The organism is Saccharothrix syringae (genome assembly GCF_009498035.1).
Taxonomy (GTDB): domain Bacteria; phylum Actinomycetota; class Actinomycetes; order Mycobacteriales; family Pseudonocardiaceae; genus Actinosynnema; species Actinosynnema syringae.
This window is the reverse complement of sequence record NZ_CP034550.1, coordinates 1756866-1779203: the sequence shown is the minus strand read 5'-3', so window position 1 is coordinate 1779203 and position 22338 is coordinate 1756866. Positions and strand designations below refer to the sequence as shown.

The window sequence follows — 22338 nt, the reverse complement described above, 5'->3', positions numbered from 1 at the left end:
CTGACCTGGGACGTGAATGTGGAACTCGGGGGTCCTGGAGGTTCGACACGCGGGGGCTGGAGGTTCGACTCGCGCGGGTTGAACGGGGACACGCGGGTGAGCTGCCGGTTTGTCAGCAGTTGATCCAGTACGGGCCGTTGCACGGGTTCGTGTCCCTGGTGGTCGTGCTGACGACTGTGGTGCTCGTGGCAGGGGTCGTGGTGATCGTGCGGGTGCTCGTGGGCGCATGGTCCGTCGTGGCGGCGGGCGACGTCACCGGGGCGGGTGCGTTCCCGGTACCCGGTGCGGTCGTGGTCATCGGTGTGGCGGTGACCGGTGTGGTGGTGACCGCTGTGGTGGCCGTCGGGGTCGTCGTCGGCGCGGCGGAGCCCGTCGGGGTGGCGGCGGTTGAGCCGGCGGTGGGAGCGACCTGGTTGCCCGCGTCCCGTCGGGGGGTGAGGTCGACGCGGCCCTGCCACACCAGCAGGGTCAGGGCCGCCAGTGCGACGACCGCCAGGAACGCGCCTGAAGCCACGGCCGCGAACACCACCGGTCGGTGTTGCGGTGCCCCGATGGTGACGCCGCCGATCGTGTGAGCCGCGACGGTGGTGCCGTGGAACTCGCCGGTCAGCGCGTTGTGCGCGGTCGATGTCCCCTCACCGGTGGTCGCCGCCGTCACGCGGCCCGCCCGATGCGCTGGTGGATCATGTGCGGACGTTATCGGCCGGCCCGCCGGCGTCGTCCGCCCTTTTGCGACTTCTCGATCGCCCGAACGAGGGAGAGGAAAGCCGGGGGCCCGTGCCGCAGGCGGCACGGGCCCCCGGCGGACCGGGTCAGCGGGTGGCTACGGCCTGTTCGGCGGCGGCCAGCCACTCGCGCCACTGCTTGGCCTGGGCCTCGGCCTGCTCGGCCCGGCGCTTGTCGCCCGCCGAACGGGCCTTCGCGGCCTGCGCCTCGAACTGCTCCACCCGCTCGCGGAACTGGGCCACGCGCGCCTCGGCCTCCGGGTCGGACCGGCGCCACTGGGCGTCGACCGCGCCGCGGACCCGCTCCTCGACCGACCGCAGCCGGCCCTCCAGCTCGCGGACCCGCTCGCGCGGCACCTTGCCGATCGCGTCCCACCGCTCCTGGATGCGGTACAGGTGCTGCCGCGCCGCCTCCAGGTCGTGCGACGGGTCGATCTGCTCGGCCTCGACCAGCAGCTCCTCCTTCAGCTTCGCGTTGGACGCGAACTCCGCGTCACGCTCGCTGAACGCCTCCGACCGCTTGGCGAAGAACGCGTCCTGCGCGGCCCGGAACCGCTGCCACAACGCGTCGTCGGCCTCCTTGGGCGCACGCCCGGCGGCCTTCCACTCGACCATCAGCTCCTTGTACCGACCGGCCGTGGGACCCCAGTCGTCGGACTCGACGAGCTTCTCGGCCTCCTCGACCAGCTCCTGCTTGCGCGCCTTGGCCACGCTGCGCTGCCGGTCCAGGTCGGCGAAGTGCGAGCCCCGCCGCCGGTTGAACGCGTCCCGCGCCTTGGAGAACCGGCGCCACAGCTGCTCGTCGGTCTTGCGGTCGACGCCCCGGATGGTCTTCCACTCGTCCAGGATCGACCGCAGCCGGTCACCGGCCGCCTTCCACTGGGTCGACTCGGCCGCCAGCTGCTCGGCCTCCTCCACCAGCTCCTGCTTGCGCGCGGCGGCCGCGGCGCGGGCCTCGTCCTTGGCGACCTTCGCCGCCTCCAGGCCCTGCTCGGCCAGCGCCAGGACGTGCTCGACGCGCGCGGACAGCGCCGCGAGGTCGCCGACCACGGCCGCGTCGGCCAGGCTCTCCTGGACGTGCTTCGCGCTGGTCATCGCGTGCTTGGGGTCCCCGGCACCGGAGGACAGCCGCGTCACCAGCAGCTCGACCTCGGTGCGGATGTCGTCGAACCGGCGCGCGAAGTGCGCCAGCCCCTCGGTGGGCTCCCCCGCCTGCCAGGACCCGACGACGCGCTCCCCGTCGGCCGTCTTGACGTAGACGGTGCCGTCCTCGTCCACACGCCCCCAGCGGTCAGGGTGGTCCGACGCCACGGGGACCGGCGGTGGTGCCGTGACCGGCGCCGATGCCACCTGGGTCTCCTCGACCGCCACCCCCGCGCCACTGTCCCCAGTGGTTCCCGGTGTCGTCTCGTGCTCCGTCATCGCCGGCTTCCTCCTCGCCTGCCCACTTCGTGGTGCCCGTGCCGACCACGGGCGCCCCGCCGATGGCGGGGCCCAGCACCCGGGTGCCGCGCGACCCACCTCAAGGGTCGCCAGTACCTCGCGCGCATTCAAACAGGTCAGGGCTCGCATCGGTACCGGTGGTGGCCGATGAGTAGCGTGGGTTGCCATGTTCTCGCGTCTAGCGGTCGTGCCGCACCCCCCGCTGCTGGTGCCCGAGCTGGTGTCCGGGGCGGCCCCGGAGACCGAGCCGGTGCGCGCCGAGACCCTGGCCGCCGCGCGTGCGCTGGCCTCGCACTCGGCCGACTGGGTGGCCGTCGGCGTCGACCCGTCCGGGCCCCGCGAGGTCGCGGACGTGGCCGGCGGCTTCACCGGTTTCGGGGTCGACGTCCCGGTTGCGCTGTCCGAGGGCGCGACCGCCGTGGACGACGACCTGCCGCTGCCCGCCCTGGTCGCGGGCTGGCTCCGAGGGCGGGTGGGCGCGCGGAGCGTGCGCGTGCACCTCGTGCCGCCGGACCTGCCGCCCGACGAGTGCGCCGCGCTGGGCGCGCGGCTGGCCGGCGCGCCGGCGCTGCTCGTGCTCGGCGACGGCTCGCCCCGGCACGGCGAGCTGGCCGTGGGCCGGTCCGACGAGCGCGCGGGCCCGTTCGACGAGGCCGTGCACCGGGCGCTGGCCGCCGCGGACGTGGACGCGCTGCGCGCGCTGGACCCCGGCCTGGCCGCGGAGCTGGGCGCGCAGGGCCGGGCCGCCTGGCAGGTGGCCGCGGGCGTGCCGGGCGCGTGGCGGTGCGCGCGGTCGGCGTTCCGGGCGCCCTTCGGCGTCGGCTACCACTGGGCCGTCTGGGAAGCCTGATCTGGGAGGCTTGGGCCCGTGCACACCCCCGTGGCCGTCGTGGGGCCGACCGCGACCGGCAAGTCCGACCTGGCCGTGCGGCTCGCCCTGGAGCTGGGCGGCGAGGTGGTCAACGCCGACGCGATGCAGCTGTACCGGGGCATGGACATCGGCACCGCCAAGATGACCGTCGAGGAGCGGCGGGGCGTGCCGCACCACCTGCTCGACGTGCTGGACGTCACCGAGACCGCCTCGGTGGCCGCCTACCAGCGCGAGGCGCGGGCGGTCGTGGAGAAGCTGCTGGCCGACGGCCGCACCCCGGTCCTGGTCGGCGGCTCCGGCCTGTACGTCGACGCCGTGCTCAACGACCTGCGGTTCCCCGGCACCGACGACGTCGTCCGGGCCCGGCTGGAGCGGGAGCTGGCCGAGGTGGGCGCGCCGGCTCTGCACGAGCGGTTGGCGCGGCTCGACCCGGCCGCGGCCCTGGCGATCCTGCCCGGCAACGGCCGGCGGGTCGTGCGGGCGCTGGAGGTCATCGAGCTGACCGGCGAGCCGTTCTCGGCGACCCTGCCCAAGCCCGGTCCGGCCCGCTACGGCACCGTGCTGGTCGGCCTGGACCGGGACGTGTCCGAACTGGACGAGCGGGTCGACGCCCGGGTGGCGCGGATGTTCGCCGCGGGCCTGGTCGACGAGGTCCGCGAGCTGGCGGCGCGGGGCCTGCGGGAGGGCCGCACCGCGTCGCGCGCCCTGGGCTACCAGCAGGTCCTGGCCGCCCTGGACGGCGCGTACCCGGTGGCGGACGCGGCGGCGCTGACCGCGCAGGGCACCCGGCGGTTCGTGCGCAGGCAGCGGTCCTGGTTCCGGCGCGACCGGCGGGTCACCTGGTTCGACGCGTCCTCGCCCACCCTGGCCGAGGACGTGCTGGCCCTGGTCGCACCGTAGCCTGGTGCCGTGGCAGTGGAGTTCCTGAAGGGGCACGGCACCGAGAACGACTTCGTGCTGCTGCCCGACCCGGACGGCGTGCTGGACCTGACCGAGGCGCGCGTGCGGGCGCTGTGCGACCGGCGGCGCGGCCTGGGCGCGGACGGCGTGCTGCGGGTCGTGCGCCCCGATTTCGGCCCGTGGTTCATGGACTACCGCAACGCCGACGGCTCGATCGCGGAGATGTGCGGCAACGGCGTGCGCGTGTTCGCCCGCTACCTGGTCGACGCGGGCCTGGTGCCCGAGGGCGGGTTCGCGGTGGGCACCCGGGCCGGCGAGCGCCAGGTCGTCACCCACCCCGACGGCTCGGTCACCGTGGACATGGGCCGCGCCCTGGTCACCGGCACGGGCACGGCCACGGTGGGCGGCAGCGCGTTCGACGGGGTCGCGGTGGACGTCGGCAACCCCCACCTGGCGTGCGTGACCGGGGTGCCGGTGGCCGAGCTGGACCTGGAGGCGCCGCCCGGCCACGACCCGGCGCAGTTCCCGCACGGGGTGAACGTGGAGTTCGTCAACGTGCTGGAGGAGGGCGCGCTGCGGATGCGCGTGCACGAGCGCGGGGTCGGCGAGACCCGGTCGTGCGGCACGGGCACGGTGGCGGCGGTGGCGTCGTGGCTGCACGGCACCGGTCAGCGCACCGGCAAGGCCACCGTGGACGTCCCGGGCGGGCGGGTGAGCGTGGTGGTCGAGGAGGAGACGGCCACGCTGACCGGCCCGGCGGTGCTGCTCGCGCGCGGCGAGCTGGACCAGGTCTGGTGGGACGCGCTCTAGAGGTCGACGACCTCCAGCCGCCCCAGCCGCGCCTTGGCGACCACCTCGGGCTGCGACGTGGGCGCGGTGCAGCAGACCAGCCGGCCGTCGAGCACCGCCACGGCGAAGCACGCCTGGCCGGTTTCCACCTTCCGGGTGATGCGCCCGCCCTCCTCGACGAGGAACGCGGCCGGCTGGAGCGCGGGCGCGACCCACACCCCGCCGCCCGGGTCGAGCGCGACGCCGTCCGGCGCGATCAGGCGCTCCCGCAGCCCGGCCCACACCCGCCGGCCGGACAGCGAGCCGTCGTCGGCCACGTCGAAGCAGGTCAGGCGGAACGCCAGCGTCTCGGCCACGACCAGCCGGCCGTCCGGGAGCAGGACCGCCCCGTTGGGGAACTTCAGGTCGTCGGCGGCCCGCTCCACCGCCCCGTCCGGCCGGACCAGCGCCAGCGGGGTGCCGGGCGCCACCCAGTCCGGGTCCAGCAGCGCCGCCTCGCCCCCGGCGGCGATCGCGGCGTGCAGGTCGAAGCCGAAGTTGCCCACGTAGGCGCGGCCGTGCGCGTCGACCAGCATGTCGTTGGCGTGGAAGGTGGCGATGCCGCCCAGGTCGGCGTGCTCGACCAGCCCGCCGTCCTCCAGGCGCAGCACCCGGCGGTCGGTCATGGACACCACGAGCAGCCGGCCGTCGGGCAGCCACCCCAGTCCGGACGGCTGCCCGGGCACCTCGCAGACGACCTCCTCGGCACCGGTGCCCGGGTCGAGCGCGCGCACCTCGTGGTCGTAGAAGTCGGAGTAGAACAGCCGGCCGTCCGGTCCGCGGCGAGGTCCCTCGCCGAACCGGAGGCCGTCGCGCAGCACCTCGGTGTCAGCCACGCCCCTCGACCGTAGTGACCTCCGGCACGTCCCGCATCGCCCTCAGCGGTGACAGGACCAGCCACAGCACCGAGGCGACCATGCCCGCGGCGGCGACCCACAGCGTGCCGCGCACCCCGATCCACCCGGCCAGCGCGCCCCCGGCCAGCGCGCCCAGCGGGATCGACCCCCAGGCCAGGAACCGGATGCTCGCGTTCATCCGGCCGAGCAGGTGGTCCGGGCACAGCGCCTGGCGCAGGCTGACCTGGGCGACGTTGTAGACGACGATCCCGGCCGAGGCGATCGCGGTGCCGACGGCGAAGAGCGCGATCCGCCAGTCCGGCCGGGTCAGCGGGATCAGCACCCACGCGGGCTGGGTGCAGACCAGGGACAGCCACACCAGCCGCACCTGCCCCACCCGCACCAGGCGGCCCACGAACAGGCCGGCCAGGGCCCCGCCCGCGCTGCCGACGCCCAGCAGCAGGCTCGCCGCCGCCGGCGGCAGGTCCAGGTCGCGGAGCAGGAACAGCACGTTCACCGCGCCCCAGACGGCGTTGGTCAGGTTGAACGAGGCGGTGCACAGCGCCGTGGGGCGCACCAGGGGGTGCCCGAAGACGAACCGCAGCCCCTCGGCGACCTCCGCCCCCAGCGCCCGGCGACGCGGCCCGGCCGGTCGCTCGACCACCCGCACGCCGCGCAGCAGCACCGCCGAGGCCAGGTAGCAGGCGCTGATGGCGAGCACGGCGTTGGCGCCGCCGAGCACCTGCACCAGGGGCCCGCTCACCGGTCGCCCGGTCAGTCGCGCCACCTGCTGCACCGACACCAGCCGGTTGTTCGCCCCGACCAGCAGGCCGCGGTCGACCAGCGCCGGCAGGTACGCCTGGGCGCCCACCTCGAAGAACACCGTCAGCACGCCCACCAGCAGCGCGGTGAGCAGCAGGTGGGCGTAGGTCAGCCCGCCCAGCCACGCGGCGACCGGCACGCCGAGCAGCAGCAGCGCCCGCCCGGCCGTGCTCCACCCCATCAGCGGCCGTTTGCGCAGGCGGTCGACGTACGCGCCCGCGGGCAGGCCGATGAGCAGGAACGCGGCCATGCCGGCGGCGTTGAGCAGCCCGACCTGGAACTCCGAGGCGTCCAGCGCCTCGATCGCCACCACCGGCAGCACGAACGACGACACGGCCGTGCCGAACTGGTTGGCCGCGTCGCTCCCCCAGAACAGCCGGAAGTCACGCGATAACGGCATCCTCCTGCTCCTCCCCCTCACGCGTGCGCAGCGGTGACAGCACCACCCACAGCAGCGCCGCGGCCTGGCCCGCCATGGCCACCCAGAGCGTCGACCTGATGCCGATGCCCTCCCCCAGGGCGCCGCCGACCAGCCCGCCGAGCGGCAGCGCGCCCCACACCACGAACCGGATGCTCGCGTTCATCCGGCCGAGCAGGTGGTCCGGGCAGATCGACTGGCGGTAGCTGACCTGCGAGACGTTGTAGACGATCACCCCGTAGGCCACGCCGATCTCGCCGAGCACCACGAGCACCAGCCGCCAGTCCGCCGCGCCGAACGGCACGAGCAGCCCGAACGGGAACGTGACCAGCGCCGACAGCCAGATCGTCCGGGTCTGCCCGAACCGCCGGTTCCACCAGCCGGTGGTCAGCGCGCCCAGCACGCCGCCGACGCCCGCGGTGCTGAACAGCAGGCCGACCACGCCCTCCGACAGGCCGAGCTCGCGGACCAGGAACAGCACGGTCACGGCCGCGCCGATGCCGCCGAAGAAGTTGGCCGTGCCGGTGCAGCCGACGATGGCGCGCAGCGACGGGTGGCCGAACACGAACCGCAGGCCCTCGCCGATCTCGTGCACCAGGCCGGGCCTGGCGGGCGGCTCCGGGCGCGGCTCGGGGGTGCGGATGCGCAGCAGGAACAGCGCGGACACCAGGTAGCCCACGCCGGTGGCCAGCACGCCGTTGGCCGCGCCGAGCGCCTGGGCCACGCCGCCGGCCGCCGCGGGCCCGGACACCTCGGCCACGGCCCGGCTGGTCTCCAGCTTCGAGTTGCCCTCGACCAGCTGGTCCCGCCCGACCAGCGCCGGCAGGTACGACTGGTAGGCGACGTCGAACATGACCGTGGCCGCGCCGACCAGCAGCGCCACCACGACCAGCTGGGCCAGCGTGAGCGCGCCCAGCCACCAGGCCACCGGCACGGACAGCAGCAGCGCGGCGCGGGTGAAGTCGGCGACCAGCATCACCGGGCGCCTGCTCAGCCGGTCCACCCACACCCCCGCGGGCAGGCCGATCAGCAGGAACGCGGCCGAGCCCGCCGCGGACAGCACGCCCATCTCGAACGGGGTCGCGGCCAGCGCGCCCGCCGCGAGCAGGGGCAGGACGGTGCGGCCGATCGTCGCGCCGAACTGGCTGACGGTGTCGCCCACCCACAGCAGGCGGAAGTCGCGGTGAGACCACAGGGACATGGCCGGGAGTCTCCCGAGAGTGATTGGAAACTGTCAATCACTTATCCTGTCCGGGTGTCCCGACGCCTCGCCACGGCCGCGGAGATCGCCGTCCTCTCCTCGGACGTGCGGCTGCGCATCATCCGGCTGACCTACGACACGCCGCTGACCAACAAGGAGATCGCCGAGCGGCTGGGCAAGGACCCGGCCACCACCCTCCACCACGTGCGCAAACTCGTCGCCACGGGTTTCCTGGAGGCCCAGCCGGCCCGCGCCGGCAAGCGCGGCGCGCGCGAGATCCCGTACCTGTCCACGGGCCTGTCCTGGCGGCTGACCTGGGAGAACCGGCCGCCGGAGGCCAAGGAGGCGGCGTTGCAGGCGTTCCTCGGCGAGGTGGCGGACGTGGGCGTGGACGCGTTGCGGCAGATCCGGCTGGTGGTGCGCGCCGACCCCGAGGAACTAAAACGCCGTCTCCGGACGTTGTTCGATGAGCTGGCGGAGGAGCCGGCCGACCCGGGCGACGAGCGGGTGGCGATCTACCTGGCGCTGTACCCGGGGGATTAACCACTCGGTCCCGGCGGGGTCGTCATGGGACGATGAAGGGCAAATGACGGAAAACACGTACCGAACCAACGACTGGCTCGACCGCGACGACGAGCTGTCCACCGGCGACCTGGCTCTCGAGGAGCGCGCGGCACTGCGCCGCGTCGCCGGGCTGTCCACCGAACTCCAGGACGTCACCGAGGTCGAGTACCGCAGGCTCCGGCTGGAGCGGGTCGTGCTGGTCGGCGTGTGGACCGAGGGCACGGCGGCCGACTCCGAGGCGTCCCTGGCCGAGCTGGCGCTGCTCGCCGAGACCGCGGGCTCCGAGGTGCTCGAAGGGCTCGTGCAGCGGCGCGACCGGCCCGACCCGGCGACCTACATCGGCGCGGGCAAGGTGGCCGAGCTGCGCGACGTCGTGATCTCGACCGGCGCCGACACCGTGATCTGCGACGGCGAGCTCTCCCCCGGCTAGCTGCGGCAGCTGGAGGAGAAGCTGAAGGTCAAGGTCGTCGACCGCACCGCGCTGATCCTCGACATCTTCGCCCAGCACGCCTCCACCAAGGAGGGCAAGGCGCAGGTGGAGATGGCCCAGCTCCAGTACCTGCTGCCGCGCCTGCGCGGTTGGGGCGAGTCGCTGTCCCGGCAGGCGGGTGGCCGCGCGGGCGGCGCCAACGGCGGTGTGGGTCTGCGCGGTCCCGGTGAGACCAAGCTGGAGACCGACCGCAGGCGCATCCGCGCGCGCATCGCCAAGCTGCGCCGCGAGATCGCCGCGATGAGCGTGATCCGGGAGACCAAGCGGCACCGCCGCGTCGCCAACGCGGTGCCGAACGTGGCCATCGCGGGGTACACGAACGCGGGCAAGTCCAGCCTGCTCAACGCGCTGACCGGCGCGGGCGTGCTGGTGCAGGACGCCCTGTTCGCGACCCTGGACCCGACCACCCGGCGCACCGAGACCCCCGAGGGCCTGCCCTACACGCTGACCGACACCGTCGGCTTCGTGCGGCACCTGCCGCACCAGCTCGTCGAGGCGTTCCGGTCGACGCTGGAGGAGGTCGCCGACGCGGACCTGCTGGTCCACGTGGTCGACGGGTCCGACGGGATGCCGGAGAAGCAGGTCGCGGCCGTGCGCGAGGTGATCGGCGAGATCACCGAGCGGCGCGACGAGCCGATGCCGCCCGAGCTGCTGGTGGTGAACAAGATCGACGCCGTGGGCGAGCTGGGCCTGGCCCGGCTGCGGCACCTGTTCCCCGGCGCGGTGTTCGTCTCCGCGCACAGCGGCGAGGGCATCCCCGAGCTGCGCGAGCGCATCGCGGCCATGACGCCGCGGCCGGAGGTCGTGGTGGACGCCCTGGTGCCCTACGCGCGGGGCGAGCTGGTCGCGCGCGTGCACCGCGAGGGTGAAGTGCTCAAGGAGCGGCACACCGAGGAGGGCACCGAGCTGTCCGCCCGGGTGCGGCCGGACCTGGCGGGCGTGCTGGGGCAGTTCGCCGTGGACGGAAGCCGCGCCTGACCCGGTGCGCGCCCTCCTGGTGGTCCTCGGGTTGTTCGCGGGGGCCGGTGCCGCGGTGGCGGCGCCGGCCCCCGCCGACCTGTGCGCGGTCACCGACGAGCGGCTGGCGGAGCTGTCCGGTCTCGCCGCGGGCGGGGACGAGCTGTTCGCGGTCAACGACAGCGACGACGGCAGGCTGGTGGTCCAGGTGATGGACCGCGGGTGCGCGGTCACCCGGACCATCACCACCCCGGTCAACCCGTTCGACGTCGAAGACCTCGCCCTCGCTCCTGACGGAACCCTGTGGGTCGCGGACACCGGGGACAACGGCAAGACGCGCGAAACCGTGGCATTGCACGCGGTTTCCCCGGACGGCACGACGCGTTTGTACCGCCTTACGTATCCTGACGGAAAGCACGACGCCGAGGCGTTGTTGTTGGACGGCGCGGGAATTCCGCACATCGTCACCAAGGAAACGATCGGCTCGGCATTGGTGTACCGGCCTGTTTCCGGGTTGGCCGAGAACGCGCCGACACCGCTGGAACAGGTCGGTCAGGTGCGGATCGGCAGCACCGACACGCCCGGCGGGCCGCTGGCGAACCGCGTGGTGTCGCGCCTGGTCACGGGCGGTGCGACGAGCCCGGACGGCCGGGTGGTCGCGCTGCGCACCTACACCGACGCCTACCTGTTCCCGGTGCCCGACGGCGACCTGGCCAAGGCGCTGGAGGGCGACCCGGTGCGGGTGCCCCTGCCGGACGAGCCGCAGGGCGAGGCCATCGCGTTCACCCCGGACGGGGCGCTGCTGTCGGCCTCGGAGTTCGGCAGCGGCGCGACGTCCTCGGTGGTGCGGCGGGTCGAGGGTGCCGCGGCCCTGGCCGCACCGCCCCCACCGGCCCCGACCTCGACCGACGCGCCCGCGCGGGCGGGGGAACCGCAGGCCGCCGGGCCCGCCGAGCCGGCCTCCTCGCCGTGGCCGGCGGTCGGGGGTGCCGCCGTGGTGCTGGTGCTGACGGCCGCGCTGGTGCGCCGCTCCCGCCGCCGGGCCTGAGGGGCCCCTCCACGCACGACGGGGCCCGGGCGCACCCGGACCCCGTTGCTCCGCACCTCGCGGTCAGAGGCGGCGCAGGACCGCGACGACCTTGCCCAGGATCGACGCCTCGTCACCGAGGATCGGCTGGTAGGCGGTGTTGTGCGGCAGCAGCCACACGTGCCCGTCGTCCTTGCGCTTGAACGTCTTCACCGTGGCCTCGCCGTCGATCATCGCGGCCACCACGTCGCCGTTGTCGGCGGTGGGCTGCTGGCGGACCACGACCCAGTCGCCGTCCGTGATGGCGGCGTCCACCATCGAGTCACCCACGACCTTGAGCAGGAAGACCTCGCCCTCGCCGACCAGGTCGCGGGGCAGCGGGAACACGTCCTCGATGGCCTCCTCGGCCAGGATCGGCCCGCCCGCGGCGATGCGGCCCAGCATGGGCACGTACGCGGGCGTGGGCTTGGACGCGGGGGCCAGGCCGGTCACGATCTCGGTCGGCAGCACGCCCACCGCGCGCGGGCGGTTCGGGTCGCGCCGCAGGAAGCCCTTCTTCTCCAGCGCGCGCAGCTGGTGGGCGACGGAGGACGTGCTGGTCAGGCCCACCGCCTCGCCGATCTCGCGCACGCTGGGCGGGTAGCCGAACCGGTCCAGCCAGTCGCGGATCACGTCGAGCACCTTGCGCTGGCGCAGGGTGAGCCCGGCGTTGCCCGCGATGTCCGCCGGTTCGGGCAGGGAGGGCACGTCTGCGGCGATGCCGAGGTCGTCATTGGTCTTGCGTGCCACGGTGCTTTCCCTCCTCACCGGCTCAGTTTCGCCCAGGCCGGCTCTGCGTCGATCTTCAGTTGTGGACGGTAGTCGTGTTGCACGCCCAGATCAAACACCTGTTCGAAGTAAGTACCGGCGTGTCCTGGAGATTATGCGGCACTTAGTGGTAGACATTCGCACGGACGTTCGATCGAACACAAGTTCGATCATGATCGGATGACCTGCGTTGGAGGGCATCATGGCGGTGGTCATTGGCACCCGCAACGGCTTCGAACTCGTGGACGGGGCCGGGGTCGAGGACGTCACCCTGGGCACCGGCCTGCGACCAGGCCCACGCGTACTGCGCCGCTTCGCCGTACCGGACCGCCCCCAGCACCCCTCCCCCCGCCCCTCCGCCCGCCCGGCCACCCACCCGTCACCGCGCCCCCAGCCGCCCGCGACCCCCGACGCCCCTTCGGCCACGGCGACCCGGCAGGCGCGACCGCACCGCCACCCCGCCGTCCAGTTCACCCTCTACGCCCTGGCCGCCGCCGTCCTGGCCGCCGCCCTGACCCTCCTGTACCTCTACACCTCGGGCGCCACGACGGTCCCCGAGCGCACCGCCGTGGTGCACGTCCAGGTGGGCGAGACCCTGCTCGACGTGGCCGAGCGCAGCGCGCCCGCCAGCGACCCGGAGGCCGTCGCCGAGCGCATCCGCGAGCTCAACCACCTCCCCGACGACCAGGTGGTCCCCGGCCAACCCCTCACCGTCCCCCACGGCCACCCCACCCCCTGACCCCTCCCCCGCGCGAGTCGAACCCCCAGCCCCCGCGTGTCGAACCTCCAGGACCCCCGAGTTCCACATTCGCGCCCCAACCCAGGGCGCGTGAACGTGGAACTCGGGGGTCCTGAGCGTTCGACACGACGGTCCTGAACGTTCGACTCGCGGTGTCGGGGTGAAGGACACGCGCGGGGTGGGTGGGTAGGGTGCAGCGTCGTTCGGGACGGGTGGCGGATCAGCCGTACGGGTGACACGCCAAGGGCCTGTCCGAGTTGCAGGACGGTAGGGCCAAGGCATAGGTTGACCCCTACATCTAGTGGTTACACCGTTGTAGTTAGTCCACAGGTTGGGGTTTTCCCCGTCACGAGGGCTAACGCGATGGATGCTGCGCGCAAGTAGGGGAGACCAGCCGTGCGATGCCCGTTCTGCCGGAACTCGGACTCACGCGTGGTCGACTCCCGCGAGGTCGACGAGGGCCAGGTGATCCGCCGCAGGCGGTCCTGCGCCAACTGCGGCCGCCGGTTCACCACCGTCGAGGAAGCCGTGCTCGCCGTGGTCAAGCGCTCGGGCGTCACCGAGCCGTTCAGCCGTGACAAGGTCGTCAACGGCGTGCGCCGCGCCTGCCAGGGCCGCCCCGTCGACGAGGACGCCCTCCAGCACCTCGCGCACCGCGTGGAGGAGTCGATCCGCTCCGGCGGCGTCGCCGAGATCCCGAGCCACGAGGTCGGCCTGGCCATCCTCGGCCCCCTGCGCGAGCTGGACGAGGTCGCCTACCTGCGCTTCGCCAGCGTCTACCGCTCCTTCTCGTCCGTGGAGGACTTCGAGAAGGAGATCGCCGATCTTCGCGACGCCAAGCGCGACTAGCGCCTGCCGCCGCGGCACAGAACACCAAGCGACCGCCTCGGACGGGGAGCCCGGACGTGGTCGCTGCCACTCCTAACCGATTTCGAGAGGGAACCCGGATGACCGAGACCGTCGGTGGCTCAGCCAAGAAGACAGCCACCCGCAACGGCGCGGGCGCCAAGAACGCCAAGCTGAAGGTGGAGCGCGTCTACACCACCGAAGGTGTGCACCCCTACGACGAGGTCACCTGGGAGCACCGGGACGTCGTGATGACGAACTGGCGCGACGGCTCGGTGAACTTCGAGCAGCGCGGCGTGGAGTTCCCCGACTTCTGGTCCGTCAACGCGACCAACATCGTGACCAGCAAGTACTTCCGCGGCGCGGTGGGCACGCCGCAGCGCGAGCACAGCCTGCGCCAGCTCATCGACCGCGTGGTGCTGACCTACGTCAAGGCGGGCGTCGAGCACGGCTACTTCGGCACCGACGCCGACGCCGAGGTCTTCGAGCACGAGCTGACCTGGATGCTGCTGCACCAGGTGTTCAGCTTCAACTCCCCGGTGTGGTTCAACGTCGGCACGGCGTCCCCGCAGCAGGTCAGCGCCTGCTTCATCCTGTCGGTCGACGACACGATGGAGTCGATCCTGAACTGGTACCGCGAGGAGGGCCTGATCTTCAAGGGCGGCTCCGGCGCGGGCCTGAACCTCTCGCGCATCCGCTCGTCCAAGGAGCTGCTGTCCTCCGGCGGCACGGCGTCCGGCCCGGTGTCGTTCATGCGCGGCGCCGACGCGTCCGCGGGCACCATCAAGTCCGGTGGCGCCACCCGCCGCGCGGCGAAGATGGTCGTGCTGGACGTCGACCACCCGGACGTCGAGGAGTTCATCGAGACCAAGGCGCGCGAGGAGGACAAGGTCCGCGCGCTGCGCGACGCCGGGTTCGACATGGACCTGGGCGGCCGGGACATCGTGTCCGTGCAGTACCAGAACGCGAACAACTCGGTCCGCGTGTCCGACGAGTTCATGCACGCCTACGAGAGCGGCGGCCAGTTCGGCCTGCGCGCCCGCCAGACCGGCGAGGTCATCGAGCACGTCGACGCCAAGTCCCTGTTCCGCAAGCTGGCGCAGGCCGCGTGGGAGTGCGCCGACCCGGGCATCCAGTACGACGGCACGATCAACGACTGGCACACCACGCCGGAGTCGGGCCGCATCACCGCGTCCAACCCGTGCTCGGAGTACATGCACCTGGACAACTCCAGCTGCAACCTGGCCTCGCTGAACCTGATGAAGTTCCTGAAGGACGACGGCTCGTTCAACGCGGAGCTGTTCGCCAAGTCGGTCGAGCTGATCATCACCGCGATGGACATCTCGATCTGCTTCGCGGACTTCCCGACCCCCGCGATCGGCGAGACCACCCGGGACTTCCGCCAGCTGGGCATCGGCTACGCGAACCTGGGCGCGCTGCTCATGGCGACCGGCCACGCGTACGACTCGGAGGGCGGCCGCGCGCTGGCGGCCTCGATCACCTCGCTGATGCAGGCCGTGGCCTACCGGCGGTCCGCGGAGCTGGCGGGCGTCGTCGGCCCGTACGCGGGTTACGCCCGCAACGCCGAGTCGCACCAGCGGGTCATCCGCAAGCACGCCGCGGCCAACGACCTGATCCGCACCTTGCACGCCAACGACGCGGCGGTCCGGTCGGCCGCGACCCGCGAGTGGCAGCGGTGCCAGGAGGTCGGCGCCCGCCACGGCTGGCGCAACGCGCAGGCCAGCGTGCTCGCGCCCACCGGCACCATCGGCCTGATGATGGACTGCGACACCACCGGCATCGAGCCCGACCTGGCGCTGGTGAAGTTCAAGAAGCTGGTCGGCGGCGGCTCGATGCAGATCGTCAACCAGACCGTGCCGCGCGCGCTGAGCGTGCTGGGCTACCCGGACGAGCAGGTCGAGGCGATCGTCGAGTACATCGGCGAGCACGGGCACGTGGTCGACGCGCCGGGCCTCAAGCCCGAGCACTACGAGGTGTTCGACTGCGCGATGGGCGACCGCTCGATCGCGCCGATGGGCCACGTGCGGATGATGGCCGCGGTGCAGCCGTTCCTCTCGGGCGCCATCTCCAAGACGGTCAACATGCCGGAGACGGCGACCGTCGAGGAGGTCGAGGAGATCTACTACCAGGGCTGGAAGCTGGGCCTGAAGGCGCTGGCCATCTACCGCGACAACTGCAAGGTCGGCCAGCCGCTGTCGGCGGGCAAGTCGGCCAAGGCGACCGAGACCAAGGCCGCCGAGCCGGTGGTGGAGTACCGGCCGGTGCGCAAGCGGCTGCCGAAGAAGCGCCCGTCGCAGACGGTGTCGTTCACGGTCGGCGGCGCCGAGGGCTACCTGCACGCGGGCTCGTACCCCGACGACGGCCTGGGCGAGATCTTCGTCAAGCTCGGCAAGCAGGGCTCGACGCTGGCGGGCGTGATGGACGCGTTCTCCATGTCCATCTCGGTGGGCCTGCAGTACGGCATCCCGCTGGAGTTCTACGTCTCGAAGTTCCAGAACCTGCGCTTCGAGCCGGCGGGCATGACCGACGACCCGGACGTGCGGATCGCTACCAGCGTGCTGGACTACCTGTTCCGCCGGCTGGCGCTGGACTACCTGCCGTTCGAGAAGCGGGCGCAGCTGGGCATCTTCACCGCCGACGAGCGGACCGCCCAGGTGGCGGCCGACTACAGCGGTGGTGACGTGGACCTGGAGGGCCTGCGCACGTCGGTGGGCTCGGTCGAGCCGGCGGCACCGGCGAACGCGCCGTCGCCCGCGCCGGAGTCGAAGTCGAAGCCGCAGGACGTGCGGGTCGGCAGCTCCACCGAGCTGCTGGAGCTGCACCTGGGCAAGGCCGCCGACGCGCCGCTGTGCATGACGTGCGGCACGAAGATGCGCCCGGCGGGCTCCTGCTACCTGTGCGAGGGCTGCGGCTCCACCTCGGGTTGCAGCTGACCCTGAGCGCCTTGAGCAGGTGAAGTACCCGGTCAGAGCCGGGGCGACGGTCGTCGCCCCGGCTCTGCCATGTCCGCTCACGGTTGCATTGAATGCAACATCGGCCCAAGTACGTCACGTACTTGACGTACTTGGGCTTCGGAGGCATGCTTGTGAGGACCACCCGGGGAGGCCGGCATGTCTGCTGTTCACTACGACAGCTACACCGATGCTCGCGCACATCTGAAGGACTTGCTGGATGCCGCGGAGCAGGGGCGAGTCGCCACGGTTCGACGTGACTCAGCCACGACAGCCGTCGTGGATGTCAAGCGGCTGCGCCACTTCCTCGCATCGATCGTTCCGTCGCACGCCCAGGTCGTCCCGGAGGCAGGCGGCTGGTCGGTGTTCATCCCGGGGCTGCCGGTGGCGGCTGATGGCGCGTCGTTCGACGAAGCGATCACCGAGATGATCGACGCCCTGCGCGAGTACGCGGAAGACTGGCAGCAGCGCCTGCTCGACGCTCCGAACCACCGTGACAAGTGGGGATTGGTGCAGCTGATCAGCTTCAGCGACGACGAGCAGCTACGCGAGTGGCTTGTCGGTGCCGCGCGGTGACTTCCTGGCCGCAGCCGGCGCGCAAGGATCACGAGGCGTTCTGCCAGGTCGAGGAATGGCGCCGGGTGCGCGACGCCCGCGGCCGAACTGGAACGCATCACGTCACTTACGAACTCGATCTTGTCGACGGCAGGATTCTGCGCACCCGCATCTCGCACCCGGTGGACCGCACCGGCTACGGGCAGAGCATCTGGAAGCACATCCTCCGCGATCAACTCGACGTCGACGAACCGGCGTTCTGGTCATGTGTGCAGGATGGCGTCAAACCTGCTCGCGGGACGCCTGAGCCGCCGGCGGCAGCCCTGCCCGCCGACCTCGTGCACATGCTGATCACGCGTGTCGGCCTCGCCGAGTCCGAGGTGGCCGGGATGAGCAAGGACGAAGCGGTCGCCAGGCTCCAGCGCTACTGGACCGAGGACAGCTGATCGAGTGACAGCTGGATGAATAGCGCACGGTACGAACAAGTGCACTCCACCAGTACCTGAGCCCGGGACCCCGTGTCCCGGGCCCTCCGGCTTTCCGAGGCCGGTTGCGCTCCGGCCGCGCCGATGACGAGGGTGGGTCCGCACGGCTTCGGGTAGCCCCGCCGGGAAGGACCCGGCGGTGTCGCCGAGGGAGCCGATCGTGTCCCGCACCACCCACCACACCCGTTCCACGCGCGCCCGCCGCCCCGGTCGCGCGTGGCTCACCGTCGTGCTCGACGACCTGCGCCACAGCTCCGCCTGCCCGCGCGCCGCCCGCCGCCGGAGGCCGCGGCCCGAGGCGGTGCGCCGCGTGGTCGAGGTCCGCTCGTTCCCGCGCGCCCACCACCGCGACCGGGAGGTCGCCCGGCCGGCCCGCCTGGCCGAGCGCCGTGCCCTGCGGTGCTCCCGCGACGACGTCGCGCCCGCCCGGCACCGGCATTCCGCCGTCCACCACGCGTGGTGAGGGCTACCCTCGACCGCACATGTCTCCCGAATCCGCGCTCCTCTCCCTCGACGGCCTGTCCGTCGGCGACGCCTTCGGCGCCCAGTTCTTCGCCCGCCCCCGCACCGACCGGTTCCCGCCGGGTCCCTGGCCGTGGACCGACGACACCGAGATGGCCCACCTCCTGCTGGCCGAACTCCTGGCGCACGGCGAGGTGGACCAGGACCGGCTGGCCGCCTCGTTCGCCGAGCACTGCGACCCGTACCGGGGGTACGGGCCCGGTGCGGTGGTGGTGCTGCACCGGGTGCGCGACGGCGTGCCGTGGCGGGAGGCGGCGGCGACGGCCTACCGGGGCGGTCCCTCGTGCGGCAACGGCGCGGCGATGCGGGTGGCGCCGCTGGGCGCGTTCTTCGCCGGCGACCCCGTGACGGCGAAGGCGCAGGCGGTGCGGCAGGCGGAGGTGACGCACGGGCACCCGGAGGGGGTGGCCGGCGCCGCGGCCGTGGCGGTCGCGGCGGCGTTGCCGGGGCCCGACCTGCTGGACGCGGTGCTCGACCACCTCGGCGACGGCGAGGTGCGGCGGGGGGTCGAGCGGGCGCGGGGGCTGCTGGGCCGGTCCGTCGGGGAGGCCGCGCACGAGCTGGGCAACGGGTCGAGGTCGATCGCGCAGGACACCGTGCCGTTCGCGCTGTGGGTGGCCGCCACCCACGCCGACGACTACCCGGCCGCGCTGCGGGCCTGCGTCGAGGCGGGCGGCGACATGGACACCACGGCGGCCGTCGTCGGCGGGGTCGTGGCCACGCGCACGGGCGTGCCGGGGAACTGGCTGAGCCGCCGGGAGCCGCTGCCCCGGTGAAGCGGGCCCGCGCTCGGCGACGCGCCGGCCGCGCCGGGTACCGGGACTAGCGGCGGGTGTGCCACACCGCGGTCAGGCCCAGCACGGTGGTCGCGCCGGCGCGGCGGGCCGCGTTCGCCACGCCCGCCATGGTGTAGCCGCTCTGGTAGGCGTCGTCCACGACGAGCACCGTGCGCCCGGTCAGGTCCTCGTCGACCCGGAACGCCGACAGCAGGTCGACGCGCTCGCGCGCGGTCATCAGCCGGGCGGGTTTGCGGGCCGGGCCGGTGACCGGGGTGAGCCCCAGGCCGAGGTCCTGCGCCAGCGCGAGGCCGAGCAGCACGCTCGCCGCCGGCCGCGGCGGTTCGTGGCCGGGCACCGGCAGCACGCGGGTCGCCCGGACGTACCACTCGTGCCGGATCACCGCCTCCGCCAGCGCCGCGACCAGCTCCTGCCCGGCCCGGTCGACCTCGGCGGGCACGCCGCCGTGCTTGACCAGGTGCAGCTGCTCGGCGCGGTCGGTGCGCGCGGAGCCGTCCAACTGCATCCGGTGGTCGAGCGCCAGCACGGCGTCCAGGGCCTCGTGGTTGACGGGGACCACCAGCACCTCGCCCAGCAGCGCGAGGAAGTCGGCCAGGTCGGCGGGCGGGGCGGAGTCGAGCCGCAGGCGGTAGGGCCAGCGGGGGTCGGTGCCGCGGTTGCGCAGCGGTTCGGCGTCGGGCAGGGCGCCGAAGACGTGGTCGGCGACCTCCGGCGGGCAGCGGAACCGGAGGAGCCAGGACGAGCCGGACGGTTCGAGCTTCCAGTCCGCGAGGTTCGGGTGGGGCGAGGTCGACGCGGGCAAGCGGGTACCCCCAGGCGGCGAACGGTGAACCACCAGCGTGCCACGGCGGGGCCCCGGACCGCGCGGGGTTTTCCGGGGCGGGGCGCCCCGGAGAACCCCGCGCGCGCTCACGACCGGCGGAACAGCTTGTTGCCCAGCCAGGTGACCGGGTCGTAGCGGCGGTCGGCCACCCGCTCCTTCATCGGGATCAGCGCGTTGTCGGTGATCTTGATGTGCTCCGGGCACACCTCGGTGCAGCACTTGGTGATGTTGCACAGCCCCAGCCCGTGCTCGGACTGCGCCTCGCGCACCCGGTCCGCCGCGTCCAGCGGGTGCATCTCCAGTTCGGCGACCCGCATCAGGAACCGCGGCCCGGCGAACGCCTCCTTGTTCTCCTCGTGGTCGCGGATCACGTGGCAGGTGTTGTTGCACAGGAAGCACTCGATGCACTTGCGGAACTCCTGCGAGCGCTGCACGTCCACCTGCTGCATCCGGTACTCCCCCGGCGCCACGCCGACCGGCGGCCGGAACGCGGGCACCTCCCGCGCCTTCCGGTAGTTGTACGACACGTCCGTGACGAGGTCGCGGATCACCGGGAAGGTGCGCATGGGCGTCACGGTGACCGTCTCGTCCTCGGTGAACACCGACATGCGCGTCATGCACAGCAGCCGCGGCCGGCCGTTGACCTCAGCCGAGCACGAGCCGCACTTGCCCGCCTTGCAGTTCCACCGCACGGCCAGGTCGGGCGCCTGCGTGGCCTGCAGCCGGTGGATCACGTCGAGGACCACCTCGCCCTCGTTGACCTCCACGGTGAAGTCCTCCAGGCCGCCGCCCTCGGCGGAACCGCGCCACACCCGGAAGTGCCCCTGGTACCCCAACGTCACGCCTCCAGTTCGCCCGCGGTCAGGTACTTCTCCAGCTCGGTGCGCTCGAACAGGGCCAGCAGGTCCGGCCGGATCGGCACCTGCGGCTCCTCCACCACCTCGACCTCGCCGCCGGACAGCCGGCACACCAGCAGCCTGCGCCGCCACTCCGGGTCCATGCCCGGGTAGTCGTCGCGGGTGTGCCCGCCGCGGCTCTCGGTGCGCAGCAGCGCCGCCCGCGCCACGCACTCGCTGACCAGCAGCATGTTCCGCAGGTCGAGCGCGAGGTGCCAGCCGGGGTTGAACTGCCGGTGCCCCTCGACGACCACGGACGCCGCGCGCCGCTTGAGCTCGTCGAGGCGCTTGACCGCCTGGTCCATCTCCTCGGCCCGCCGGATGATGCCCACCAGGTCGTTCATGCCCTGCTGGAGCTCCATGTGCAGGGTGTACGGGTTCTCCCCGCCGGTGCCGTCGAACGGCGCCAGGGCCACCCGCTCGGCCTCGGTCACCGCCTCGTCGGAGCACACCGGCCGCTGCGCGAGCCCGGCCACGTAGGACGCGGCGCCCGCGCCGGCCCGCTTGCCGAACACCAGCAGGTCGGACAGGGAGTTGCCGCCCAGCCGGTTGGAGCCGTGCATGCCGCCGGACACCTCGCCCGCCGCGAACAGGCCCGGCACCGACGACGCGGCGGTGTCCGGGTCGACCTGCACGCCGCCCATCACGTAGTGGCAGGTCGGCCCGACCTCCATGGGCTGGGCGGTGATGTCGACGTCGGCCAGCTCCTTGAACTGGTGGTGCATCGACGGCAGCCGCCGGGTGATCTCCTCGGCGGGCATCCGGGTGGACACGTCGAGGAACACGCCGCCGTGCTCGGACCCGCGCCCCGCCTTGACCTCGGCGTTGATCGCCCGCGCCACCTCGTCGCGCGGCAGCAGCTCCGGCGGCCGGCGGTTCGAGTCCGGGTCGGTGTACCAGCGGTCGGCCTCGGCCTCGTTGTCGGCGTACTTGTCCTTGAACACCTCGGGGACGTAGTCGAACATGAACCGCTTGCCGTCGGAGTTGCGCAGCACGCCGCCGTCGCCGCGCACCGACTCGGTGACCAGGATGCCCTTCACCGACGGCGGCCAGACCATGCCGGTGGGGTGGAACTGGACGAACTCCATGTTGACCAGCGACGCGCCGGCGCGCAGGGCCAGCGCGTGGCCGTCGCCGGTGTACTCCCACGAGTTCGACGTCACCTTGAACGACTTGCCGATGCCGCCGGTGGCGAGCACCGCGGCGGGCGCCTCGAACAGCACGAACCGGCCCGACTCGCGCCAGTAGCCGAACGCGCCGGCGACCCGGTCGCCGTCCAGGACCAGGTCGGTGACGGTGAACTCCTGGAACACCCGCAGCCGGGACTCGTGGTCGCCGGTCTGCGCGAAGTCGTCCTGCTGGAGCGAGACGACCTTCTGCTGGAGGCTGCGGATCAGCTCCAACCCGGTCCGGTCGCCCACGTGCGCCAGCCGCGGGTACTCGTGGCCGCCGAAGTTGCGCTGGCTGATCCGCCCGTCCTTGGTCCGGTCGAACAGCGCGCCGTAGGTCTCCAGCTCCCACACCCGGTCGGGCGCCTCCTTGGCGTGCAGCTCGGCCATCCGCCAGTTGTTGAGGAACTTCCCGCCGCGCATGGTGTCGCGGAAGTGCACCTGCCAGTTGTCGTTGGCGTTGACGTTGCCCATGGCCGCGGCGATGCCGCCCTCGGCCATGACGGTGTGCGCCTTGCCGAACAGCGACTTGCACAGCACCGCCGTGCGCATCCCGTGTTCCCTGGCCTCGATCGCGGCACGCAGCCCGGCGCCACCGGCACCGATCACGAGCACGTCGAACGAATGCCGTTCCAGCTCGGGCAA

21 protein-coding genes and 1 pseudogene are annotated in these 22338 nt (G+C 72.9%); 13 read left to right on the top strand and 9 right to left on the bottom strand.

What is annotated here, in order from left to right; all coding sequences use genetic code 11:
- Nucleotides 1-112: 112 nt before the first annotated feature.
- Both EKG83_RS08425 and EKG83_RS08420 read right to left on the bottom strand, forming a co-directional pair.
- Entirely contained in the window at nucleotides 113-658 is a 546-nt protein-coding gene (locus EKG83_RS08425) for a hypothetical protein (protein ID WP_051765915.1), read from the bottom strand.
- Between the two features lie 154 nt (nucleotides 659-812).
- Nucleotides 813-2147: a DUF349 domain-containing protein gene (locus EKG83_RS08420; protein ID WP_033431390.1), complete on the bottom strand. Its 1335-nt coding sequence runs from the start codon at nucleotides 2145-2147 to the stop codon at nucleotides 813-815.
- 187 nt (nucleotides 2148-2334) lie between these two features.
- Between EKG83_RS08420 and EKG83_RS08415 the strand changes: the two genes are divergently transcribed.
- Genes EKG83_RS08415 through dapF form a run of 3 tightly spaced genes read left to right on the top strand, consistent with a single transcriptional unit; the run spans nucleotide 2335 to nucleotide 4749 of the window.
- On the top strand, nucleotides 2335-3018 hold the full coding sequence (locus EKG83_RS08415; RefSeq protein WP_033431391.1) for a class III extradiol ring-cleavage dioxygenase family protein: 684 nt from the start codon (nucleotides 2335-2337) through the stop codon (nucleotides 3016-3018).
- Nucleotides 3019-3036: 18 nt separating this feature from the next.
- Complete coding sequence (gene miaA / locus EKG83_RS08410) at nucleotides 3037-3939, top strand: tRNA (adenosine(37)-N6)-dimethylallyltransferase MiaA (protein WP_033431392.1); 903 nt, start codon at nucleotides 3037-3039, stop codon at nucleotides 3937-3939.
- A 9-nt stretch (nucleotides 3940-3948) separates the two neighbouring features.
- The gene (dapF, locus tag EKG83_RS08405) at nucleotides 3949-4749 is read left to right on the top strand and encodes a diaminopimelate epimerase (RefSeq protein ID WP_084716457.1); all 801 of its coding nucleotides are present in this window, start codon (nucleotides 3949-3951) and stop codon (nucleotides 4747-4749) included.
- Here the strand turns inward: dapF and EKG83_RS08400 are convergent.
- Genes EKG83_RS08400 through EKG83_RS08390 form a run of 3 tightly spaced genes read right to left on the bottom strand, consistent with a single transcriptional unit; the run spans nucleotide 4746 to nucleotide 8044 of the window.
- A complete protein-coding gene (locus EKG83_RS08400; RefSeq protein ID WP_033431393.1) occupies nucleotides 4746-5603 on the bottom strand; it encodes an SMP-30/gluconolactonase/LRE family protein in 858 nt (285 codons plus the stop codon). The two genes, dapF and EKG83_RS08400, sit on opposite strands and share 4 nt — an antisense overlap.
- Nucleotides 5596-6825: an MFS transporter gene (locus tag EKG83_RS08395; RefSeq protein WP_033431394.1), complete on the bottom strand. Its 1230-nt coding sequence runs from the start codon at nucleotides 6823-6825 to the stop codon at nucleotides 5596-5598. The genes EKG83_RS08400 and EKG83_RS08395 overlap by 8 nt, the downstream gene beginning before the upstream one ends.
- On the bottom strand, nucleotides 6809-8044 hold the full coding sequence (locus EKG83_RS08390; RefSeq protein ID WP_033431395.1) for an MFS transporter: 1236 nt from the start codon (nucleotides 8042-8044) through the stop codon (nucleotides 6809-6811). Before EKG83_RS08390 ends, EKG83_RS08395 begins: the two co-directional genes overlap by 17 nt.
- A 54-nt stretch (nucleotides 8045-8098) precedes the next feature.
- Between EKG83_RS08390 and EKG83_RS08385 the strand changes: the two genes are divergently transcribed.
- The 3 genes and pseudogenes from EKG83_RS08385 to EKG83_RS08375 all read left to right on the top strand — a co-directional run bounded on the left by EKG83_RS08385 (nucleotide 8099) and on the right by EKG83_RS08375 (nucleotide 11103).
- On the top strand, nucleotides 8099-8587 hold the full coding sequence (locus tag EKG83_RS08385; protein ID WP_033431396.1) for an ArsR/SmtB family transcription factor: 489 nt from the start codon (nucleotides 8099-8101) through the stop codon (nucleotides 8585-8587).
- 43 nt (nucleotides 8588-8630) lie between these two features.
- A pseudogene (gene hflX, locus EKG83_RS08380) lies at nucleotides 8631-10076 on the top strand (GTPase HflX).
- Between the two features lie 4 nt (nucleotides 10077-10080).
- Nucleotides 10081-11103, top strand: a complete 1023-nt coding sequence (locus tag EKG83_RS08375; protein ID WP_033431397.1) for an esterase-like activity of phytase family protein — start codon at nucleotides 10081-10083, stop codon at nucleotides 11101-11103.
- Nucleotides 11104-11166: 63 nt separating this feature from the next.
- On the opposite strand, the gene lexA is transcribed toward EKG83_RS08375, so the two are convergent.
- Complete coding sequence (gene lexA, locus EKG83_RS08370; RefSeq protein WP_033431398.1) at nucleotides 11167-11871, bottom strand: transcriptional repressor LexA; 705 nt, start codon at nucleotides 11869-11871, stop codon at nucleotides 11167-11169.
- A gap of 220 nt (nucleotides 11872-12091) precedes the next feature.
- Between lexA and EKG83_RS48930 the strand changes: the two genes are divergently transcribed.
- From EKG83_RS48930 to EKG83_RS08335, 7 genes are all read left to right on the top strand, one after another.
- Nucleotides 12092-12628, top strand: a complete 537-nt coding sequence (locus EKG83_RS48930; RefSeq protein ID WP_153277943.1) for a LysM peptidoglycan-binding domain-containing protein — start codon at nucleotides 12092-12094, stop codon at nucleotides 12626-12628.
- A 396-nt stretch (nucleotides 12629-13024) separates the two neighbouring features.
- Nucleotides 13025-13477, top strand: coding sequence for a transcriptional regulator NrdR (gene nrdR, locus EKG83_RS08360; protein WP_033427401.1), 453 nt, complete (start codon nucleotides 13025-13027; stop codon nucleotides 13475-13477).
- Nucleotides 13478-13575: 98 nt separating this feature from the next.
- Nucleotides 13576-16428, top strand: a complete 2853-nt coding sequence (locus EKG83_RS08355) for a vitamin B12-dependent ribonucleotide reductase (protein ID WP_033427402.1) — start codon at nucleotides 13576-13578, stop codon at nucleotides 16426-16428.
- 177 nt (nucleotides 16429-16605) lie between these two features.
- Nucleotides 16606-17022: a type II toxin-antitoxin system HicB family antitoxin gene (locus tag EKG83_RS08350; protein WP_033427403.1), complete on the top strand. Its 417-nt coding sequence runs from the start codon at nucleotides 16606-16608 to the stop codon at nucleotides 17020-17022.
- The gene (locus EKG83_RS08345; RefSeq protein WP_033427404.1) at nucleotides 17019-17447 is read left to right on the top strand and encodes a hypothetical protein; all 429 of its coding nucleotides are present in this window, start codon (nucleotides 17019-17021) and stop codon (nucleotides 17445-17447) included. Before EKG83_RS08350 ends, EKG83_RS08345 begins: the two co-directional genes overlap by 4 nt.
- A gap of 199 nt (nucleotides 17448-17646) precedes the next feature.
- A complete protein-coding gene (locus EKG83_RS08340; protein WP_153277942.1) occupies nucleotides 17647-17949 on the top strand; it encodes a hypothetical protein in 303 nt (100 codons plus the stop codon).
- Nucleotides 17950-17968: 19 nt separating this feature from the next.
- Nucleotides 17969-18784, top strand: coding sequence for an ADP-ribosylglycohydrolase family protein (locus tag EKG83_RS08335; protein WP_033427405.1), 816 nt, complete (start codon nucleotides 17969-17971; stop codon nucleotides 18782-18784).
- A gap of 46 nt (nucleotides 18785-18830) precedes the next feature.
- Here EKG83_RS08335 and EKG83_RS08330 read toward each other — a convergent pair whose 3' ends face one another.
- From EKG83_RS08330 to EKG83_RS08320, 3 genes are all read right to left on the bottom strand, one after another.
- Nucleotides 18831-19607 (bottom strand): phosphoribosyltransferase, encoded by a 777-nt coding sequence (locus EKG83_RS08330; RefSeq protein ID WP_033427406.1) that lies wholly within the window; start codon nucleotides 19605-19607, stop codon nucleotides 18831-18833.
- A 107-nt stretch (nucleotides 19608-19714) separates the two neighbouring features.
- Nucleotides 19715-20464: a succinate dehydrogenase/fumarate reductase iron-sulfur subunit gene (locus EKG83_RS08325; RefSeq protein WP_033427407.1), complete on the bottom strand. Its 750-nt coding sequence runs from the start codon at nucleotides 20462-20464 to the stop codon at nucleotides 19715-19717.
- Between the two features lie 2 nt (nucleotides 20465-20466).
- A complete protein-coding gene (locus tag EKG83_RS08320; protein ID WP_033427408.1) occupies nucleotides 20467-22338 on the bottom strand; it encodes a fumarate reductase/succinate dehydrogenase flavoprotein subunit in 1872 nt (623 codons plus the stop codon).